The following is a 19,025-nucleotide window of genomic DNA, read 5'->3' as shown; positions in this document are numbered from 1 at the left end:
GACAGATACAAGGAGGAACGTTTACACGTGGATAATCACTTGAGATACCAAGCTCCTTCAGAATCCGCAGCACTTGCCTCAGCAGCGCCTGCACCTCCCGATAAGGCGGGGACTTGGAAAGATTTTATCACGGTAACGAAGCCCGGAATCATCCGGTCAAATTTGATAGCGGCTTTTGCCGGATTTTGGCTAGCATCGCGTTGGGATATCCAATTTGGATTGATGATTATGACACTTCTCGGAACCGTGCTTGTAATGGCTTCGTCCTGTGTTTTCAATAACTATTTTGACAGAGAGCTCGACATGAAGATGGAGCGTACACGGAATCGCTCACTTCCAACCGGACGGCTGACACCAAAGGTTGTTCTTTGGTATGCCATCATACTTGGGGTCGTTGGACTAGCCATGTTATTCCTGTTCTCAGGGGTATTGGCAGGGATATTCGGAGCGTTCGGAATGTTTGTATACGTTGTGGTATACACATTATGGTTAAAGCGGTCATCAACATGGAGCACATCGGTAGGCGCTATTTCCGGAGCGATGCCGCCGGTGATCGGCTATGTGGCCGTGACAGGAACCGTAGATATGGCTGCGGTTTTGCTGTTCGCTCTTCTGTTTCTCTGGCAGCCGCCGCATTTCTGGGCACTGGGCATTCGCCGGGTTGAAGAATATCGTGCAGCGGGCTTTCCGTTATTGCCGGTAGTTAAAGGAATTAAACGCACGAAGTATCAGATGATCCCTTACCTGGTACTGCTTATACCGATCCCCATCCTGATGTACACATATGGATATGCCGGTATATTCTTTCTGGTTATCGGACTCCTTCTGGCTATTTGGTGGCTCTACGCCGCACTCCAAGGTTTCCGTGCGAAGGACGATGAAGCTTGGTCCAAAAAAGTATTTATTATCTCCATCAACTACTTGACCTTGAGCCTGATCGTTCTCATACTCAATACCACTTTTTAATAGGTGGAAGGGCTTTAACGCTGCACTAAACCTGACAAGAACAGGGATTGCCTGAGACGAAGGGAGAACGGGGAAGGTCATGAATGCATTCAAACGTTACAAATGGACTTGGGTACTACTCGCTGTCTGCGTAATAGCAGCTATTTACCTGGTATACAACTCGTTAGGATTCGGAAAAGAAAAGTTTCCAATCGTTCGTGAGGTAGCCGCTTACTCCATGGAGAATGTGGATGGAAAGACGATCACATCGGACGATACCAAGGGCAAGGTGAAGCTCATGTACTTCTATTTCACCAGCTGCCCGGATGTATGTCCGATTACAACACTGGTACTTTCGCAAATACAGGAAGACTTGAAGAAAGAGGGCATCTTCGGTAAAGAAGTTAACTTCGTTTCCATCTCCTTTGACCCGGAAACCGATACAAAAGAGAAGATTAAGGAGTTCGGGGACCGTTTCTATGCGGATTATAACGGCTGGTACTTCCTTCGTGGAGATCAGGAGGAAACACGGAAGCTGATGCAGGACTCTTTCAAAATCCCGCTGCTCGGCAATAACTCGACGAATTTCACGCATGGCAATTCCATTGCATTGGTTGACCGGAATAACAATATTCGGAAGACCTATAATGCAGCGGATCCGGCCCAAGTGAAGACCGAGAATATTGTGAAGGACATTAAGACCTTAATTAAGGAATAACCTATAGGTAAAACCAAAAGGCGCGCTCTATCGTTAAAGATGGAGGACGCCTTTTTTATTTAAAATAGTGATTTCTGATCTGCGTTGTTAATAGCAGGAGGCGGATAAATGATGAACTCTTCCAGTCCGGCCTTCTCTAACTGGGCAATCAGGTATTCGTCAGGCGTTCCTTCAACTCCTGCGTATCCCCGGCGGGTATAGATCTGTTCGGCATCAGGGAAGACGTCGCGCAGGGCACCGCGAATTTTTTTGCCGGAGCTATCGTTATCCATAAAAAGATACACCTCTTGATCCTTCACCTGTTTATGAAGGCTTTCCAGCTTTGCGGTGTTTAGCGTTCCAAATGTGCATAGGATGGTTATATCCGATGTCAGCAATCGGCGTAGTCGGCTCCGGTCGTTCTTGCCCTCTACAATGAGGAATATCGGCATCTTTTTTCACCTCTGTCATGATACGGAGATCCTTGGCAGCATTCCCCGGGAAATGATGATCCGCCGTCGAATGATGGTTGTGTCGAATGGTGTATGTATAGTTTAACTTGTTTTTTATCGATCATGCAAAGCGGGCAAAATAAACGACCATCCAAATGGATGGCCGTAACAAGGTTAACCCATGTTTTCTAGAAACAGCTCAAGATAATGACGAGCAGAATGTACAATACAAGAACCATTCCGACTGAATTTCCATAACCCCCATGGCAATGTTTATGATGAACATGACTCATGATTACTTCACCCCTTGGTTAGATGTACGTGGTCATTTGCCACACTGTATCTTATGTGGTTTTACCCATATGGATTGTGTATTGGCCCATCCTTATCTTTTTGGGCGCTGGTTTAAGACTGGTACAGCTTCCTTAGACGGTTGAGATTGGGGTTTCTGGTGAGACAGCTGTTAAAGGTGCTTCACGATTGCGTTTGGGGAGCAGCAGCAGCACCGTCATCAGCATCAGAAACGCGATAAAATAAGGGGACACCACCGTTCGGAGCTGTCCTGCCGCAATAGGACCTACAAAGGAACCCAGCGACATGGCGATGGATTGCAATGAGAAGACTTTCCCAAGTCTGCCTCCGCCGCTTAGCTCTATGAACAGTGAGGATAATGCCGGAAACAGCAATCCTTTAGCAAGTCCGAGCGCAAACAGGATGACCGTGATCGGTACATGGTCTGCTGCAGCCAGGGCGTAGAAGCAAATAGCGAGCCCCAATACGCCGATGGTCACCCTGATATAGGGCGCATAACGATTGAGAAACAGCATGCTTAATGTGACCAAAGCTCCAAGGCTAATGACGGAGAATAGAAGCCCGGTGGACATAATGCTTGCCAGCCCGCTTTCCCGCAGCGGTATTTCAAAGAACAGGATTCCTTGAGAGCATGCGATAGCAAATGGAATCAGATATAAGCGCAAGCTAAAAGGAAGCCGCGCCGGTGTCCCGTTGTTGATCGGAACAGCCTGCCCTTTATCTCTATCAGCGGCTGACAGAGGCTTCGGGAGACTGAGAAACGCCATCAAGCCGGTGAAAATCAAAAGCCAGCCCAGACTCTGGAATGTACCGGAAAATCCTGCTTTGGCTACAATGAAAGCGCCGGCGGCCGGTGACAAGACAGAGGCAAGAGTGTGGATCACGCCATGACCGGACATATATTTGCCTTGCGTAACAGGATCCCGGGAGAGAGACGCAAGCAGCGCCAAACAGGCCGGTGACAAAAAGGCCAAGACGAAACCGCTGATCGAGCGGAGCACGAGCAGCTGCCAGGGCAGTTGGACATGAGCCTGGAGCAGCAGGATAACACCAGCAGCGGTTAAGCTGAAAATAATGTAGCGTCTGCTACCGTGCCGATCGATCAGATTGCCTGCAAGCAGATTGCCAGGCAGATGAGTTAAAGCATAAATGCCCATCATCCAGCCGATAAACGTAGGGGCTGCGCCAAGGGAGATGGCAAAGGGCGTCAGTACTGGATACTGAGCATGCAAATCAAAAAACGCCAGAAACAAAAACATATAGAGCCATAATGCGGTTTTCAATATGGCACCCTCCTATCCGGCAAAAGTTGATATGGTACTAATACTTGTACGTTCGAAAGGGCAAGCTTATACCTTTTTGTGAAAAGACCCGGTTGGCTGACAGCTTTGCGGGGTATCATGTATAATTAATAAGACGGCATGAACCGCCGCTTTTGAAACGATGAACGGGAGTGAATTGAATTGGATACTCAGGTCTGGATTGAATTTCTTAAACAAAACTGGCTGGTCATTGCCATCGCCTTAATTATCTTGTTTATTGTGCTGAATGTGGTGAGAACCGTCATTAAGTGGGCGCTAGCGGTACTCATCATCGTGGGATTGTTGGTGTATAGCGGAATTTCCCTGGATAAAATCGGCGAGGTTGTAACCACGGTGAAGGAAGAAACGGTGGACACGATAAAAAAAGAAGCGCTGAACATGATGATGAAAGAAGCGAAGGAAGCAAAATATACTTCGAATGGGGACGGTACCTACTCCATTAAAGCTCCTAATCTGGAGCTGAAAGGAAGTGACGGTTCCGAAGAAGTTGAAGTCACTTTCCGCGGTGTTTCGGTAGGAAAGTGGGATATCAACGATACGATTCAGAGCTTTATCGATGATGCCAAGAGCAATACGGCCTCTAAATAAAAAAATGAAACGCAATCGGAAGCGAATGTACGAGGGCAGCAGCGTTGTTAGTGCTGCAGCTCGCTTACATCGGTTGACAAGACATCATGGGGAGAGGAGGGGATACCGTTGATGTCGGCATGGAAGGATAGTGTGCTAAGTGGGAACGGAATCACCATCTTGCTGCTGCTGATTGTGGTTTTTTCACTATTGCAGGGATGGAGTCGCGGAGCCTCCCGGTCAGCCGGGAAGCTTGTTTTTTTTCTGGGGGATGCGGTGCTGCGCTTGGTCGGGCTTGCGATCTCCGTTCTTTTTACATTATGGTTATCACCCAAGGCAGGCGATTGGCTAGGGACGGCCTCCAGTTTACCGAATCGAGAGCTGCGCTTCTGGGAACAGATTTATTATACAGCCGTAAAATCGCTGGCGGATTTCCCGCTGCTGCGGTTTGCGGTGTTGTTTATGTTAAGTTACGCCCTTATCGTATTTATGCTGCGTCTGCTCGTTTCCCTGATCATGGGAGGCAGGCTGGGACTCTTCGGAACGAGAAAAGATACGTCGGCATCGCTGCTGAGCCGGCTAACAGGCGCGGGAATTGGCGTTATCATGGGTGCTGCCCGGAGCATTATTGTTATTGCGATCTTATTCATCTACGTCAGTCTAAATCCCGACCACGGCTTCAGCCGGTACGTTGAGGCTTCACCGGTTTATCAGCAAGGAGCGAGGGCTGTGATAGAACCTTTGTCGGGTTCTCTCGTCCGCGAGAAGCTGCCGGTCTTTACCCAATCGGTTCAAGAAGAATTGAATGGGATCATTCAGCGGAAGTATGAGGTCATCGACCACAAGATTCCCGAGGGCATTGAGCAGACGGCAGCCCATATCGTGAAAGGTGCGTCGACCGATGAAGAGAAAGCCCGAAAGCTCTATGATTGGGTTGGCAGCAGAATAGCGTATGATCACGACAAAGTGACATTGTATGAAGAGCAGCGGATATGGAAAGAGCAGACACCACAGGATACGTACGAAACAAGGTTAGGCGTGTGCATTGATTATGCTCGGCTGTATGCCATGATGGCCCGGTCTCAGGATCTGAAAGTTCGGGTCGTAACTGGCAGGGGATATAATGGTCAAGGCGGTTATGGTCCCCACGCCTGGAATGAAGTCTACTTGAGCGAAGAGAAGCGATGGATACCGCTGGACCCGACCTGGGCACAGAGCGGCAACTGGTTTAATCCGCCGCGCTTCAATGAGACACATATAAAAGAACAAGTGTTTTGATAGATGTGTTGGGATACGGAGAAGGGCGGACTTTGAGCAAGGGAAGTTCGCCCTTGCCCGTCAGGAGGGCCTTCCAGATGAAGTGGGGGGGCGTTTATGTTAATATGGGTTTATGTGATTGCCGATAAAGGGGAGAAGCATACGTGAAAGGGTTTAGGCCGGATAAGCGCAAACAAGAAGAACAAGATGCCGGCAGTCAGTTTAACTTGCGGGTTAATCTATTTTTTTTCAGCACTTTTATCATATTCTGTGTCGTTATTATACGTCTTGCTATACTGCAGTTCGTTGAAGGGCCTGAGCTAAAAGAGCTCGAAACCGGTGGGCAGGTTAAAAATTTCCCGCTTCAGCCGATCCGGGGCAGCATCATTGATGCTTCCGGAACACCGCTTGCATACTCGACACCCTCCCAAGCACTGTATTTAACGCTGTTAAAGGATTACAGTTCATCCGAACGAGGGAAGAAGAATCGTCCGGAGATCGAAAAGCTGGCCGAGGAAATGGTCAAGGTCTTCGAACAATATGGTGATCCAAAAGCCGAAAAGTTAACGGTGGATGCCGTGATCAAAGCGATGGACCTGGAGTTTAACAAGCAGCCGGGTTATGAGCCGAGACGCATCAAAGCGAATCTTTCAAACAAAGAAGTGGCTTATTTCATGGAGCATAAGAACGAGTATCCTGGAATAGAGGTTGTTGAAGAAAGCCAGCGTCAATATAACCAGGATAAAATTGCCGTTCAAACGATTGGTTATTTGAAAGAGTTCCGCGGAAATAAGACACTTCCTAAATATAAGGAGATTGATGAGCAGAACAAGAAGCAAAAAGATCCGGGACTCATCTACACGGAGCAGGAGAAGGTCGGTGTAGACGGACTCGAAATGATGTTCCAGGACGAACTGCGCGGCAAGAACGGATATATCGGTATTCCGATTAATCCGCAGAACATGGCGGACGGGGTGCCGACCATGACCGTCCCGGAGAAGGGTTACAATATTCATACGACGATTCATAAGGATATTCAGAAGGTTACACAGCAGGCGATCATTGATCAGCTGAAATGGCTTCATGCCAATACGGTTTCCGGCAAAACGCATCCGAATGCGCAAACAGGTTATGCCGTAGCGATGGAAGTGGACACCGGGAACATTGTCGCCATGGCCAGCATGCCGGATTATGACCCCAATGTATGGGAGAATGGAACCGACGATTGGGAAACCGTTATGAAGTATTACGGTAATGGGACCATCTCACCATACAACTCCGGCCGATCCGGCAACAATCTGGAGTCGGTTGTGCTGTTGGGTTCAACAATAAAGCCACTAAGTGTACTCATTGGACTTAACGAAAAATTGTTCGGTCCGAACGATTATTATTATGATAGCGGTGCTGCATTCTTTGGTAAAGATAATTCAAGGGTTCAGAACTCCGGTGGTAGAGCTTATGGATCTTTGAACCCAAGAAGTGCAATTGAACACTCCTCTAACGCCTTTATGGTTGACTGGGTTGGGGAAAAGCTGTACAACAAGTACGGCTCCGAATCCGTTGTAAAATGGGATGAATACATGAAGAAATTCGGGCTTGGGGTATCTACCGAATCCGGTCTGCCAAAGGAGCATAAAGGAATCATCGAGTATACCAATATCGAGCAGGCGGGAAGTTATCTGGCTGCCATGGCATACGCTTCATTCGGACAGTCCGGTAAATATACGACGCTCCAATTGGCACAGTATGCCAGCACGCTTGCCAATCGGGGAGAACGCATCCGGCCGCAGCTTGCGAGCAAGATTGTGGATCAGGACGGCAATGTGATCAAGGAATTCAAGCGGGAAGTATTAAATAAAAAGGAATTCCCACAGCAGTACTGGAACGAAGTCATTGCAGGGATGAATACGCAGGGACTTCGAGCTTTTGAAGATTTTAAATATGATTTTGCACGGAAAACAGGAACATCCGAGCAGGATATTTATAAAAACGGTTCTCGGATCAGGGTGGAAAACGGGGTGTTCATCGCTTTTGCACCACGACAAAATCCGAAACTGGCCGTCGCCGTCGTCATACCGGAAGCAGGCTTTGGTTCCCAGAGTGCCGCGCCGGTTGCCCGCAAAATTTTCGATGCTTATGACGAAATTTATGGACTCGACGGTACGCCTCACCCTAAAAATACTCAGGGCGAGAATGAGGATGGAAATTCAAATCAATAATAATAAGCAGCAAAACGGCAGCCAAGAGCCCTAAATGGGTTGGCTGCCGTTTCTTTATTCGTTACACATGGGCGTCCGGAGCCTTGTCCGCCACCAGATTCAGGATGACGTTAAACTCCAGCAGCGCTTTGAGGCCGCAGAGCACCATGGTGTATCCTCCCATGGAATCAATAGCTCCCTGCACCATTTCATCCGCACTGCCTGTAAATCCGGAATGGGTAATGGCAACGAAGGTCTCATAATCGCCGCGTGGCGTGAATGTCCATTCGGTTTGGGTCAGGTCTGATGACTCGATCGTGATGCGGCGGTTCACTTCAATATGTTGAACGTACACGTCATCATGTACCCCATACATCTCCCAATCCCAGCGGATATGACGGCCTTCCTCAAGCTTGCCGCTGCTTTTGGTAAACCAGAACTTGGTTGTAATCTCAGGGTCGATAAAAGCCTCGAATGTTTGGGCTACCGGTCTTCGAATGAGCATCTCTGCCGTCACGACGGGGTTCTCATTGAGCTTGGTCATATGATTCATGACTCCTTTCGGGGTTATCTTCAGTAAATATCGTAGCATAAAGGAGATCATATTCTTTCTTTTACATGGCTCATTGATTTCAAGGGCTGTGTTATTTGTTCGAGCGCTTGGAGAAATCTTGCGTAAGGCTAGCTTTACCTCAGTTTTGGCCTGTCTGGGGCCCGCTATTCATGAGGTGTGTTTTGACGACCTGTCTTTTGTGGTAAAATGTCGTTATGTTTGCTCGCAATTCGTAAGGGGGTTAATACCATGAATAATAAATATCGTTTGTTGGCATTGGATATGGACGGCACGCTGCTTCAGGACGATCATGAAGTGTCGGAGGAAACGGTAAAGTGGATCAAGGAAGCCGTACGGCATGGCATTCATGTCTGCCTCTCGACAGGCCGGTCGTTTCCGGATGCTTATCCGTATGCCAAACAGCTCGAACTGACGACACCGATGGTGACGGTGAATGGCGGTGAAGTATGGCGAGCGCCATATGAACTGCATCGCCGCGCGCTGCTGGACAGCAAGCTTGTGGAACAAATGCATGCACTCGCTATTGAAACCGGATCATGGTTCTGGGCGTATTCAGTAGGAAAATTGTATAACTCTGAGAACTGGACAGATGATGTCGCGAATCAGGAGTGGCTGAAATTCGGTTACACCACGAATGATCATGATGTACGCCACAACGTCCTGATGCGCCTGCAGGATATGGGCGGACTGGAGATCACGAACTCTTCGCCGATTAACCTGGAGATCAATCCGCAGGGCGTCAATAAAGCGACCGGGATCGGGCAGGTGTGTGAACTGCTCGGTATTAGCATGTCCGAGGTCGTAGCCGTAGGTGACAGCTTGAACGACCTGGCTGTGATTCAACAGGCCGGCCTCGGCGTGGCCATGGGCAATGCCCAGCAGACGGTAAAGGATGAAGCGGACCTTGTGGTTTCCAGCAACAATGAGAACGGCATCGTCGAGGTCATCAGGGATCATATTTTGATCGAAGGGTGAGATGTTGATGGACATATTGGGCTGGATTATCGTAATTGCTCTGTTTATCATTGGGATGGCCGGAGCGATTTACCCTATTCTGCCGGGGGTTATCGCCATTTACCTGGCGCTGTTTGTTTACGGCTGGTTCTTTACATTCGAGCATTATAATACATGGTTCTGGATTATCCAGACGATCATTCTGGTGGTGCTCTTTATTGCCGATTATGCGGTTAACGCCTGGGGAGTTAAGAAGCTTGGTGGTTCCAAAGCCTCGATATGGGGCAGCACCATCGGACTGATTATCGGACCGTTCGTTATTCCCGCTTTTGGATTGATAATTGGACCATTCCTCGGGGCATTTCTGGGTGAAATACTGGCAGGCTCGGGACCAAGCAAATCCATGAAGGTTGGTTTCGGATCGGTCATTGGCTTGTTCAGCAGCATTGTGGTGAAGATTATTTTACAGCTCGCGATGATTATTATTTTCTTCATTTGGATTTTCTAATAGACGCTTAGGAATCGCTGTAAGAGGCGCTTTGGAGGAGAAAGAAGGGTACGGTTTTGTCAAAGAAAGAGTCATTTATTAAAGGCACGATCATCTTGGCCGCTGCTGCGCTGGTAGCTCGTGTGCTGGGTCTTGTCCAGCGGGTGCCGCTGGAACATATGCTGAACGATGTAGGGGATGCCTCATTTACGATCGCCAATACCGTGTATTTAATGCTGTTAACGGTAGCAACGGCCGGCATTCCCAGCACACTCAGCAAAATGGTATCAGAACGGCATGCATTAAATAAGCCTGCGGAGGCTCGGCGTGTTTATCATGCTGCACTTATTTTTGCCGGAGCAGCAGGCGTTATCATGACGCTGCTGCTTTATTTCGGAGCTCCTTATTATGCTACAAATATTGCTAAGCAGCCTGAGGCAGCCGCTGCCATTCAGGCACTCGCCCCAGCGCTGCTGCTGTTTCCGGCCATCGCGATGATGCGAGGATACTTCCAGGGACGTAATAACATGGTGGCTGGCGGCATATCGCAGATCATCGAGCAGATTGCACGGGTTCTGACAGCCATCGGTTTGGCCTATGTGCTGCTGCGGATGGGATACGACGATACCTGGATTGCGGCCGGAGCTTCCTTCGGTGGCGTACTCGGCAGTATTGGCGCGTTTGCAGTCATGCTGTACTTCACGGTTAAACTTCGCCGAAGCGATCGTGAGCTCAAGATGCCGGCGGCGGACCGCTCCATTCCGCTTAGCGGGATATACCGGGATATATTCACGCTGTCTATACCGATTGTGCTGTCTTCCCTGGCGGTTCCGGCTGTTTACTTCATTGACAGTTCCATCGTGAAGCCGCTGTTGATCGGGCAGATTGGTTTGGATCAGGCGACCGCAGCCCTCGCGGTGCTGGGGAACCGGGCTCAAAGCGTGGCGGGGATTCCGCCGATACTAGCCATTGCCCTCAGTACCTCGCTCATTCCGATCATCTCTGCGGCTTTTGCGAAGAAGGATCAGGAGCATTTGGAACAGCAAGTATCGCTGGCTATGCGTATAGCCATATTGACGGGCATGCCGATGGTGATTGCGCTATGCGTGGCATCCTATTCCATTAATGGTTTGCTGTTTAGTTCCTTGGGCGGCAGCGGGATTATTGGTTTTCTGACGTTCGGTACGATTTTCCAGATCACGATGATGACCTCAAATTCCATTCTTCTTGGAATTGGCAAGGCCAAACTCTCGATGATTCACGTGATGATCGGGGTTGCGATCAAGCTTGCAGCCAGCTTCCTGCTTGCTCCGTTCTTTGGGATCTACGGGATCATAGGGAGCACGGCGCTCTGTTTCCTTGTCATTACGATACTGAATATAAGATCGATTAAAGCGATTGTACCCTTCTCCATCCTGGGCAAACGCTGGACGGGCTTCGTGTTGACGGTGATTGCCGCCGGGGGAATCGGATATGGCCTGAATCTGGCCGGTATTCAAATGGTCGATATCATGCCGGCACGGTTGGCATTCTTGCTGACTTGCCTGGTTGTAGGTGTGGCCGTGGTCATTATATATCTTGTCCTGCTGGTGGTGTTTGGCGTATTGCGGCAATCGGAGCTGAGCAGTTACCCGCGCCTTTTGCAGAAAGTGTTCCGTCCGCTTATGAGACTGCAGCCTGCACGTATGCGGGAGCGGGGATAAAAACATATACTTAGTTTCACTTATAGAGGTTGTTCAAAAAGTCCGCTTTTGATAAGAAAACCTAATCGATGCCACTTCAAGGATGAGCGACCGCGATGATAGGTAGGTTTTCTTGCGATATAGAATTTCATCAGCCTCCGCTGATAACTAATAAATTCTATATCTAACACGAAGCGAATCAGGAAGCAGCTCGGCATCGAATCTTGAATTCAGCCGGGCCTAAGCAGATGCTTCCGAGGTATGTTTCCTGTGGAAACATTTCAGGTGCTCACGTACCCGAAAACGTACGCTCCGTTCCTGACGTCCCTAGCTTCATCCAACTGAAGCGTTTTGAAAAAACACACATCGGAAGCATAAGCCTCGGTGCTGAAAATCGACCTTTTTGAACACGCACTTATCGTGTGAATAGAACGGAACGGAGACCATCCTTGCAGTATCGGGACGGTCTCTTTCCATTTTAATGCTGATGGAACTGATCAGACACATCATGCACGATGGAGGTTTTCTCCAGAGCGGTCCGATGGGCGTGGGTGATATCCGGCAGCAGCGGCCGTAACGGTTTACGGATATGCCTAAACATCGCGCGGCCCTGATACCAGTCATACCGGGGAATCGGCTCAGGGGTCTCATCCTCCCAGATCTCCTCAAGATAAGGGCTGTACAGGCGCTGGCCATCGGGCAGCCATTCTGATGTGATGAGGTCAAATCCCGCGTGGCCATGATTCATAGCTTGCTCAAGCGTCGGCGTAAATAAGGCCGGCCAATATTCGGCGCGCGATCCCTGGTGCTTGGTGGATCGTGCGAATGCCAGCACGGCGCGGTATATCTCCTCATACCCAAACAATAAAGCATACAGCGAACGGCCTGCCTTGATCCTAATGGAGAGGTCGTCAAACTTGGGTAGGGTAAGTCCGGCCAGCGGCCTGGCTGGGGATAGGGGCTCCTGGGCAGGGCTTGCGCCCGACTCTGTTCTATGGACTTGACCCAGCGGAAACACGATTTGATTCAACCGGGTCAGCTCGTGCATCCGAAAGAAGGGATCCTGTAGAATATGCTGTTGGTAAAAAGGGTGCCTCGCCACACGCCCCTCAATATAATTCTGCTCATTAATGATGAGGGCTACCGTAAGCAGCGAACTGCTCTGATCCTGCCAGAACTGCTCCCAGAACGGTGTCATGAACGATGAAACATGAAAGTAGGGGAGCAAATGAAATAGGGGCTTACCTTTTTTTTGACTGTGTATATAGAGCAGCAGCTGGGGGTAGGCGTCCTGGAAGATCAGTGCATTGCAGCGCTCCAAGAAACGGTACAGGTTGTTCTTGAATGTCGGATCCATAAGATCTGACATCAATCCGCCCTTCAGATCACTCATATTCCACCCGGCATTACGCGATACCATGTGGGCCAAAAAGGCCCAATGCAGCTCAGGATGTGATACATAGCAGTCCCAATAGGCATGCGTACGGGTCACGTTGCTCCGATTGGCTGCAGCTGTGGCCTCTTGAATATGATGAATCAACTCCTGCTCTTCTGGAGATAGCTGAACATCTGTACCGGGCTCATGAATCCGAATATCGCTATACCCTTGCATGGAAGGGAGCGGAAACGGGGAAACGCTCTGCTGCAGATAGGGATGGGAGGAGAGGATGTCCTTGAGCTGCCTGCGAATTGTTCTAACGGCTGTGGGATCCCATTGCAATTCATGTCTGCTTGTCCGGAGCTTTAAGGAGAATCGCCACGACGCGATCATCCCCGACCATGATTCGGTCAGGGCTTGCGGAATGGTTGCCGTCCATGACCATACATCCTTGCCCCGGTTTTTTTTATCATTGACTCCATTCGAGTGCATTGGGGGGTCACCTGACTTTCTGATGGTTAATCCCAGCCTGTGAGCATCATAATGTCAGTATGCTCTAAAATTTGACTTCCACTCAACATTTTGATTCACTAAGGGTGAAGGAACTCGACGTAAAGGGGAGATAATCAATGGAAAAAATCACTTCAGAAGCAGAATTTCAGGTTGCAATCCAGTCTCCGCGACTGACTGTTGCCGTATTTAAAGCAGACTGGTGCGGCGATTGCAAGTTTATCGATCCATTCATGCCGGAGGTTGAGACGAAGTTCTCAAACCAATTGACTCTGGTAGAGGTTGACGTCGATGCTGTCGGTGACGTGAGTCAGCAGCAAAATATTATGGGTATCCCTAGCTTTGTTGCATATTCCGATGGACGCGAGCTGGTTCGCTACGTTAACAAACTCCGCAAATCGCGCCAGGAGATTGAAGATTTCATGCAGCGTGCCGTGGACGTATACAGTACGATTCATAAGTAAGAGTGACTATAGCACCGCTGCCTTGATCTATAACTGGCGGCGGTGTTGTTTTACATATCGGATAGAAGTAGGGCGATGAAGTCAAGTACCTGCATCATGAAGGTTTTTCTCATTTTTGAACATTTTGTCACAATCGCTCAAGTGACCGTAGCCGTAGAATCAGGTATAATGAAATGTGGACTGTGTACGATGCGATCCTGTAAAGGTTTAAATAGTGAATGATTATGAGCAGCAGGTGAGATAAGTGAATGATAAACAATTAAAATGGCTGAGTTACATAACATGCTTAATTATGTTCTTCGCGACGTTCGGAGGCATGGTTGTGACAAAGACGGGCTCGGGACTCGGTTGCGGCCAGGAGTGGCCGCTATGTAACGGTAAATTTGTTCCCGCTTACACGGTATCCTCCATGATTGAGTATTCGCACCGGGCTGTCAGCGGAATGGCGGGGTTAGCCGCGCTGGCTTCGCTGATTGCGTTCTGGAAGTACAAGCGGGATCGCCGGGATTTAATGGCTTATGTTATCGGGACCTCGGTATTCGTTGTGGTGCAGGCGATCATGGGTGCGCTTGCGGTGGTTAAGCCTCAATCGGCTGCGATTATGGCGCTGCATTTTGGCTTCTCGCTGATTGCTTTTGCTAGCTCCGTCATGCTGGCTCTGGGTATGCGGCGGGTAGAACAGGCGAAGGGGCCCGCAGACTTGGAACGTCTGCCTCGGGTAAGCAAGGGTTTCCGCAATTTAGTCTGGGGCACAGCCCTGTATAGCTACATCGTTGTTTATATTGGTGCATTCGTCAGTCATACTGATTCTCGGGAAGGCTGCTCGGGCTGGCCGCTGTGTAACGGGGAAGTGATCCCGGAGCTCGGCGGTGGAGTCGGCATCGCTTTTATGCACCGGGTGGCAGCGCTTCTGCTGCTGATCGTGGTTGCGGTGATGGGGCATTTTGCATATTGGCGCAACCGCGACAACCGGGAGATACAGATGCTGGGCATCTCGGCAACCGTGCTCTGCTTGCTGCAAGTGTTTAGCGGTGCCCTCATTATGGCAACGATGCATAACGAGGAGGTTTACGTATTCTCCGCACTGGGACATACACTGCTGATCTCGGCCTTATTCGGCGTACTCTGTTATTTAAGTGTCAGGGTATGGCAGCTCAGCAAGCCGGTTAGAGCTGAAAGGCAGCCAGATCATAGCATGTCTCGTGAAAAGATTGTATAAAAAAGAAGCGAAAATCATTAAACAAAAAGATCGGGGCATCCTATAAGAACAATCCTCTGGTCATTGATGCACGAATGAAACCGGGATGAGTTATTCCCGCGTGAGGATATCGTGAAGATGGTTGAAACGCGGTGGAAATCATAATTTTGGCAAATAGCGATCCAAGAACCAAGGTTAATCTGATGACGCGAGGGGGTACCGCCATGCTTCGTATGTTACTTGGGGAACAGCCCCGGCAGAATAACGGTCTGCTTGAGGAAGCCATTGAATCGATGGTCCAAACAACCCGGCTGCTGCAGAAGGAAATGGAGAAAAATCAGGATCCGACGCATGACTTTCGCAAGCTTGAGATTTGGACCCGGGGGTTGATCGTTTCCCTGGATGAGCTGGAACAGAGCTGGAATGCGGCCAGACATTTCAGTCAATCGATCCAATCGGGTTACATCGATGACATGTCGATTCAGGAGCAAGGGGAATATCAACGGTATGTGTATTTTTACAAAAATGGCTTCATACGCGTATTCTCGATCCTTGACAAGTTGGGGACGGTGCTGAACGATTTGTACGATCTTCATACCTCTAAGGTGAAGGAGCATTTCTCATATTTTACGGTCCTGCGGCAGTTTAAATTCCTGAAGGCCCACGGAGAGCTGGCTAAAGAGCTGGAAGCGATCAAGGATCGTTACAAAACGCCGCTGAACTCGCTCCGGAAACGGCGCAACGCCGAAATTCATTACATGAATTCCGAGATGCAGGATGATTTATGGCAGCGTCATCAAGGGCTGTCGGACAAGATCGAACTGGAGGATATCGATCAGCACCTGGACGATCTCAAACAGGGCGTTGATATGGTATGCCGGAGCCTGGCGGCTTCATATAAATATACAAACGAGCTTTGGGCGAAAAATGGAGTCAGGGCATAGGCACAAAATCGCCATGAAATTCCCTTTGACAAAAACCTGAAAAGAATCTATACTAACTATTGCATTCATTAAATGTTATTAAATCAGATCAAATTAATCGGAAAAATTTCATATCGATGTTTTCTTATCGAGAGAGGCGGAGGGACAGGCCCGATGAAGCCCGGCAACCGACTCCAGTGTAATTGCTTAACGCAATGACGCATGGAGTGACATGGTGCTAATTCCTTCAAAGCTACAGGATATCCTTTGGCTTTGACAGATGAGAAAAGGCGTTGACTTTTACGTAAAGAGGGCCCTTTTTGATTCTACAAAAAGAGGCTCTTTTCTTTTGGGTAAATAGATATGAAGCTGCGGAAAAAGGAGGATTATCGGATTGATTGAGCTCAAGCAATTGACGAAGCAGTACGGGAAAGCCCGAACCTTAACAACTGCGTTGTCCGAATTGGATTTGTCGATTGAAAAAGGAGAAATTTTCGGAGTGATCGGACACTCCGGTGCAGGTAAAAGTACATTGATCCGTTGTATCAATTTGTTGGAGCGTCCCACCTCAGGCGAGGTGTGGGTGAACGGTAAGAACTTAACGTCGCTTGGCAAGAAGCAGCTTCAGGCGGAACGCCGAAAAATCGGCATGATTTTTCAGCACTTTAACCTGCTGTCTTCCGCTAGCGTGTACGATAACATTGCGTTTCCGCTCCGTCTGGCCAAGACGCCGAAGGAGGAAATGGAACGCAAAGTATCCGAACTGCTGGCTTTGGTCGGCTTGGAGGCGCATCGGGATAAATACCCGTCTCAGCTATCAGGTGGTCAGAAGCAGCGGGTCGGCATAGCCAGAGCGCTTGCAAGCGATCCGGAAGTGCTGCTGTGCGACGAAGCGACTTCGGCGCTTGACCCGCAGACCACGGATTCGATCCTGCGCCTGCTGCTGGACATTAACAAAAAGTTTCATCTAACGATCGTGCTCATTACCCATGAGATGCACGTGATTCAGAGTATATGCGACAAGGTCGCGGTCATTCATCAGGGCGGCATTGTGGAGCAAGGGCCGGTAACGGAAGTGTTCCTGAAGCCGAAACATGAAGTGACCCAGGAATTTATCCGTCAGGAGATGGACAGCGGCGAAGCTTTCCGTCTGGCCATTCAGGGCCAGGCGAACGGACCTTCAAGGGCGGTGCAGATTACGTTCCTTGGATCGAAAACGTACGAATCGATTCTGTCCCATACGGTCCATGAGACGGGCGTGAATTTTGCGATTCTGCAGGGCACGATCTCCACAATCAAAGAAACGCCGTACGGCCAGCTCATTGTCCGTTTCGAAGGGGAAGAGGGCGCCATTGAAGATACGATCCGGAAGCTGCTTGAACAAGGATTAGACGTGGAGGTGATTCATTAATGTTCGAACTCGATTTTACCCAAATCGACTGGAAAGAAATATGGACAGCAACCTTGGATAGCCTTCGGATGCTGGGGGCATCGGCATTGTTCAGTTTCATTATCGGACTGCCGATTGGCGTGCTGCTTTACATGGCTTCTAGATCCACATCCGGCCTCGTACGCTTCGGTTACTCGATCCTGTCGTTCATTGTGAACATCCTGCGTTCGATTCCTTTCATTATCCTGATCGTGGCGATGATCCCGATTACGAAATCGCTTGTGGGTGTTTCGTATGGCGTGCTGGGAACCATTCCACCGCTCGTGATAGGCGCGGCGCCATTCTTCGCCAGACTCGTGGAAACAGCCTTGAATGAGGTGGACAAAGGGGTTATTGAAGCGGCTCATGCCATGGGCTCCTCGACAGGCCAGATCATATGGAGGGTTCTCCTCCCGGAGGCTCGTCCGGGCTTGCTGGCTGGGATGACCATCACGATTGTAACCCTGGTATCGTATACCGCGATGTCTGGTCAAGTTGGCGGCGGCGGTTTGGGAGATTTGGCCATCAAGTATGGGTATTACCGTTATGAGACCGAGATCATGATTCTGGCCGTCGTATTAATGATTGTGCTGGTACAGCTGCTGCAAATGGCAGGAGATCGACTGGTCCGACATTTTACAAGAAAATAACGGGATGGATGAGGCATCAAGGAAGACAATATAAAAAATAATATATTTTCGGAGGGAGAGTTTTTAGAATGAAAAAATGGACATTGGCATTGATCAGCTTGACATTGGTTACGGTGCTGGCTGCGTGCGGCAGCAAGCCTGCGGATAAAGCAGCTGAGCCAGGGGGAACAACAGGAGGTGGCGCTCAAGAGACCGTAACCTTGAAAGTAGGCGCTTCGCCTTCACCGCACGCCAAAATTTTGGAGCATGTTAAACCAGCGCTTGAAAAAGAGGGCGTGAACCTGGAAATCGTGGAATTCACGGATTATGTTCTGCCAAATACGCAAGTGGACTCCAAAGAAATCGACGCGAATTTCTTCCAGCACAAGCCTTACCTGGATAACGAAATCAAAGAGCGTAAATTGAATCTTGAATCCGTGATCGCGGTGCATGTGGAGCCGCTGGGTGCTTACTCCAAAACCATTAAATCTGTGGATGAGCTGAAGGATGGAGCAGTTGTAGCAATCCCGAATGATCCTTCGAATGCGGGCCGTGCATTGACTCTGCTGTCCAAGAATGGCGTAATTAAGCTGCAAGATGAAACCAAGCTTGAAGCTACCGCTAAGGATATCGTGGAAAATCCGAAGAACCTGGAGTTCAAGGAAGTTGAAGCCGCCATGCTGCCGCGTATGTTGGATGAGCTGGATCTGGCTGTCATCAACACGAACTACGCGCTTGAAGCGGGACTGGACCCAACAAAGGATGCGCTCTTTATCGAAGACAAGGAGAACCCTTATGCCAACCTGCTGGTAGCTCGTCCGGATAACAAGAATTCCGACGCCATTCAAAAATTGACGAAGGCACTGACTTCCGAGGACGTGAAGACCTTTATCGAAGAAGAGTACAAAGGTGCTGTAATTCCGGCATTCTAATTCGAGGACCAAAGGCTCGATGATGCTGTAGATTAGTTCATCGTAGCGGTGAAGAGAGGGCATTATCCAAAAGACGTGGGTCTTTTTGGATAAGCCCTTTCTTTTTTTTGTGTGG

18 protein-coding genes and 1 riboswitch are annotated in these 19,025 nt (G+C 49.3%); of the genes, 14 read left to right on the top strand and 4 right to left on the bottom strand.

Features of this window, described 5'->3' with window-relative positions; all coding sequences use genetic code 11:
• The first annotated feature begins 27 nt into the window (after positions 1-27).
• Both cyoE and J7E85_RS11985 read left to right on the top strand, forming a co-directional pair.
• Positions 28-966, top strand: coding sequence for a heme o synthase (cyoE, locus tag J7E85_RS11990; protein WP_215158073.1), 939 nt, complete (start codon positions 28-30; stop codon positions 964-966).
• 79 nt (positions 967-1,045) lie between these two features.
• Complete coding sequence (locus tag J7E85_RS11985) at positions 1,046-1,663, top strand: SCO family protein (protein WP_215158071.1); 618 nt, start codon at positions 1,046-1,048, stop codon at positions 1,661-1,663.
• 59 nt (positions 1,664-1,722) lie between these two features.
• On the opposite strand, the gene J7E85_RS11980 is transcribed toward J7E85_RS11985, so the two are convergent.
• Entirely contained in the window at positions 1,723-2,094 is a 372-nt protein-coding gene (locus J7E85_RS11980) for a toprim domain-containing protein (RefSeq protein ID WP_215158070.1), read from the bottom strand.
• Between the two features lie 425 nt (positions 2,095-2,519).
• Positions 2,520-3,689, bottom strand: coding sequence for an MFS transporter (locus J7E85_RS11975; RefSeq protein WP_215158068.1), 1,170 nt, complete (start codon positions 3,687-3,689; stop codon positions 2,520-2,522).
• A 180-nt stretch (positions 3,690-3,869) separates the two neighbouring features.
• Here J7E85_RS11975 and J7E85_RS11970 point away from each other — a divergent pair, with 180 nt between their 5' ends.
• The 3 genes from J7E85_RS11970 to J7E85_RS11960 all read left to right on the top strand — a co-directional run bounded on the left by J7E85_RS11970 (position 3,870) and on the right by J7E85_RS11960 (position 7,771).
• A complete protein-coding gene (locus tag J7E85_RS11970; RefSeq protein ID WP_076324857.1) occupies positions 3,870-4,316 on the top strand; it encodes a hypothetical protein in 447 nt (148 codons plus the stop codon).
• A gap of 108 nt (positions 4,317-4,424) precedes the next feature.
• Positions 4,425-5,573, top strand: coding sequence for a transglutaminase domain-containing protein (locus J7E85_RS11965; RefSeq protein WP_215158066.1), 1,149 nt, complete (start codon positions 4,425-4,427; stop codon positions 5,571-5,573).
• 143 nt (positions 5,574-5,716) lie between these two features.
• Positions 5,717-7,771, top strand: coding sequence for a peptidoglycan D,D-transpeptidase FtsI family protein (locus J7E85_RS11960; protein ID WP_215158064.1), 2,055 nt, complete (start codon positions 5,717-5,719; stop codon positions 7,769-7,771).
• Between the two features lie 61 nt (positions 7,772-7,832).
• Here the strand turns inward: J7E85_RS11960 and J7E85_RS11955 are convergent, their stop codons facing one another.
• Complete coding sequence (locus tag J7E85_RS11955) at positions 7,833-8,294, bottom strand: SRPBCC family protein (protein ID WP_215158062.1); 462 nt, start codon at positions 8,292-8,294, stop codon at positions 7,833-7,835.
• 258 nt (positions 8,295-8,552) lie between these two features.
• Here J7E85_RS11955 and J7E85_RS11950 point away from each other — a divergent pair, with 258 nt between their 5' ends.
• The 3 genes from J7E85_RS11950 to J7E85_RS11940 are packed head-to-tail and all read left to right on the top strand — an operon-like array spanning position 8,553 to position 11,468.
• The gene (locus J7E85_RS11950; protein WP_215158060.1) at positions 8,553-9,299 is read left to right on the top strand and encodes a Cof-type HAD-IIB family hydrolase; all 747 of its coding nucleotides are present in this window, start codon (positions 8,553-8,555) and stop codon (positions 9,297-9,299) included.
• A 7-nt stretch (positions 9,300-9,306) separates the two neighbouring features.
• On the top strand, positions 9,307-9,786 hold the full coding sequence (locus J7E85_RS11945) for a DUF456 domain-containing protein (RefSeq protein WP_215158058.1): 480 nt from the start codon (positions 9,307-9,309) through the stop codon (positions 9,784-9,786).
• A 56-nt stretch (positions 9,787-9,842) separates the two neighbouring features.
• Positions 9,843-11,468 (top strand): putative polysaccharide biosynthesis protein, encoded by a 1,626-nt coding sequence (locus J7E85_RS11940; RefSeq protein WP_215158056.1) that lies wholly within the window; start codon positions 9,843-9,845, stop codon positions 11,466-11,468.
• Between the two features lie 457 nt (positions 11,469-11,925).
• On the opposite strand, the gene J7E85_RS11935 is transcribed toward J7E85_RS11940, so the two are convergent.
• Entirely contained in the window at positions 11,926-13,317 is a 1,392-nt protein-coding gene (locus J7E85_RS11935) for a DUF2515 family protein (RefSeq protein WP_215158054.1), read from the bottom strand.
• A gap of 137 nt (positions 13,318-13,454) precedes the next feature.
• On the opposite strand from J7E85_RS11935, the gene J7E85_RS11930 reads away from it, so the two are divergent.
• The 6 genes from J7E85_RS11930 to J7E85_RS11905 all read left to right on the top strand — a co-directional run bounded on the left by J7E85_RS11930 (position 13,455) and on the right by J7E85_RS11905 (position 18,910).
• Positions 13,455-13,799: a thioredoxin family protein gene (locus J7E85_RS11930; protein WP_215158052.1), complete on the top strand. Its 345-nt coding sequence runs from the start codon at positions 13,455-13,457 to the stop codon at positions 13,797-13,799.
• A 244-nt stretch (positions 13,800-14,043) separates the two neighbouring features.
• Positions 14,044-15,018: a COX15/CtaA family protein gene (locus J7E85_RS11925; protein ID WP_215158050.1), complete on the top strand. Its 975-nt coding sequence runs from the start codon at positions 14,044-14,046 to the stop codon at positions 15,016-15,018.
• A 203-nt stretch (positions 15,019-15,221) separates the two neighbouring features.
• Positions 15,222-15,941 carry a Cthe_2314 family HEPN domain-containing protein gene (locus J7E85_RS11920; protein WP_215158048.1) on the top strand — a complete coding sequence of 240 codons (720 nt, stop codon included), beginning with the start codon at positions 15,222-15,224 and terminating at the stop codon, positions 15,939-15,941.
• A 121-nt stretch (positions 15,942-16,062) separates the two neighbouring features.
• Positions 16,063-16,207: riboswitch (SAM riboswitch) on the top strand.
• 107 nt (positions 16,208-16,314) lie between these two features.
• Positions 16,315-17,331 carry a methionine ABC transporter ATP-binding protein gene (locus J7E85_RS11915; protein WP_215158046.1) on the top strand — a complete coding sequence of 339 codons (1,017 nt, stop codon included), beginning with the start codon at positions 16,315-16,317 and terminating at the stop codon, positions 17,329-17,331.
• Complete coding sequence (locus tag J7E85_RS11910) at positions 17,331-17,999, top strand: methionine ABC transporter permease (RefSeq protein WP_215158044.1); 669 nt, start codon at positions 17,331-17,333, stop codon at positions 17,997-17,999. The genes J7E85_RS11915 and J7E85_RS11910 overlap by 1 nt, the downstream gene beginning before the upstream one ends.
• Before the next feature lie 68 nt (positions 18,000-18,067).
• Positions 18,068-18,910, top strand: a complete 843-nt coding sequence (locus J7E85_RS11905) for a MetQ/NlpA family ABC transporter substrate-binding protein (protein ID WP_215158042.1) — start codon at positions 18,068-18,070, stop codon at positions 18,908-18,910.
• The last annotated feature ends 115 nt before the right edge of the window (positions 18,911-19,025 follow it).

Source organism: Paenibacillus sp. ISL-20, assembly GCF_018613005.1.
Lineage (GTDB): Bacteria > Bacillota > Bacilli > Paenibacillales > Paenibacillaceae > Paenibacillus_AQ.
This window is presented reverse-complemented; position numbering and strand designations above follow the sequence as displayed.

Coding starts and splice junctions, on each gene's coding strand:
- J7E85_RS11955 (WP_215158062.1), bottom strand. CDS start 8,294: ATGACCAAGCTCAATGAGAACCCCGTCGTGACGGCAGAGATGCTCATT.
- J7E85_RS11935 (WP_215158054.1), bottom strand. CDS start 13,317: ATGCACTCGAATGGAGTCAATGATAAAAAAAACCGGGGCAAGGATGTA.
- J7E85_RS11985 (WP_215158071.1), top strand. CDS start 1,046: ATGAATGCATTCAAACGTTACAAATGGACTTGGGTACTACTCGCTGTC.
- J7E85_RS11910 (WP_215158044.1), top strand. CDS start 17,331: ATGTTCGAACTCGATTTTACCCAAATCGACTGGAAAGAAATATGGACA.
- J7E85_RS11980 (WP_215158070.1), bottom strand. CDS start 2,094: ATGCCGATATTCCTCATTGTAGAGGGCAAGAACGACCGGAGCCGACTA.
- J7E85_RS11905 (WP_215158042.1), top strand. CDS start 18,068: ATGAAAAAATGGACATTGGCATTGATCAGCTTGACATTGGTTACGGTG.
- J7E85_RS11945 (WP_215158058.1), top strand. CDS start 9,307: ATGGACATATTGGGCTGGATTATCGTAATTGCTCTGTTTATCATTGGG.
- J7E85_RS11930 (WP_215158052.1), top strand. CDS start 13,455: ATGGAAAAAATCACTTCAGAAGCAGAATTTCAGGTTGCAATCCAGTCT.
- J7E85_RS11920 (WP_215158048.1), top strand. CDS start 15,222: ATGCTTCGTATGTTACTTGGGGAACAGCCCCGGCAGAATAACGGTCTG.
- J7E85_RS11950 (WP_215158060.1), top strand. CDS start 8,553: ATGAATAATAAATATCGTTTGTTGGCATTGGATATGGACGGCACGCTG.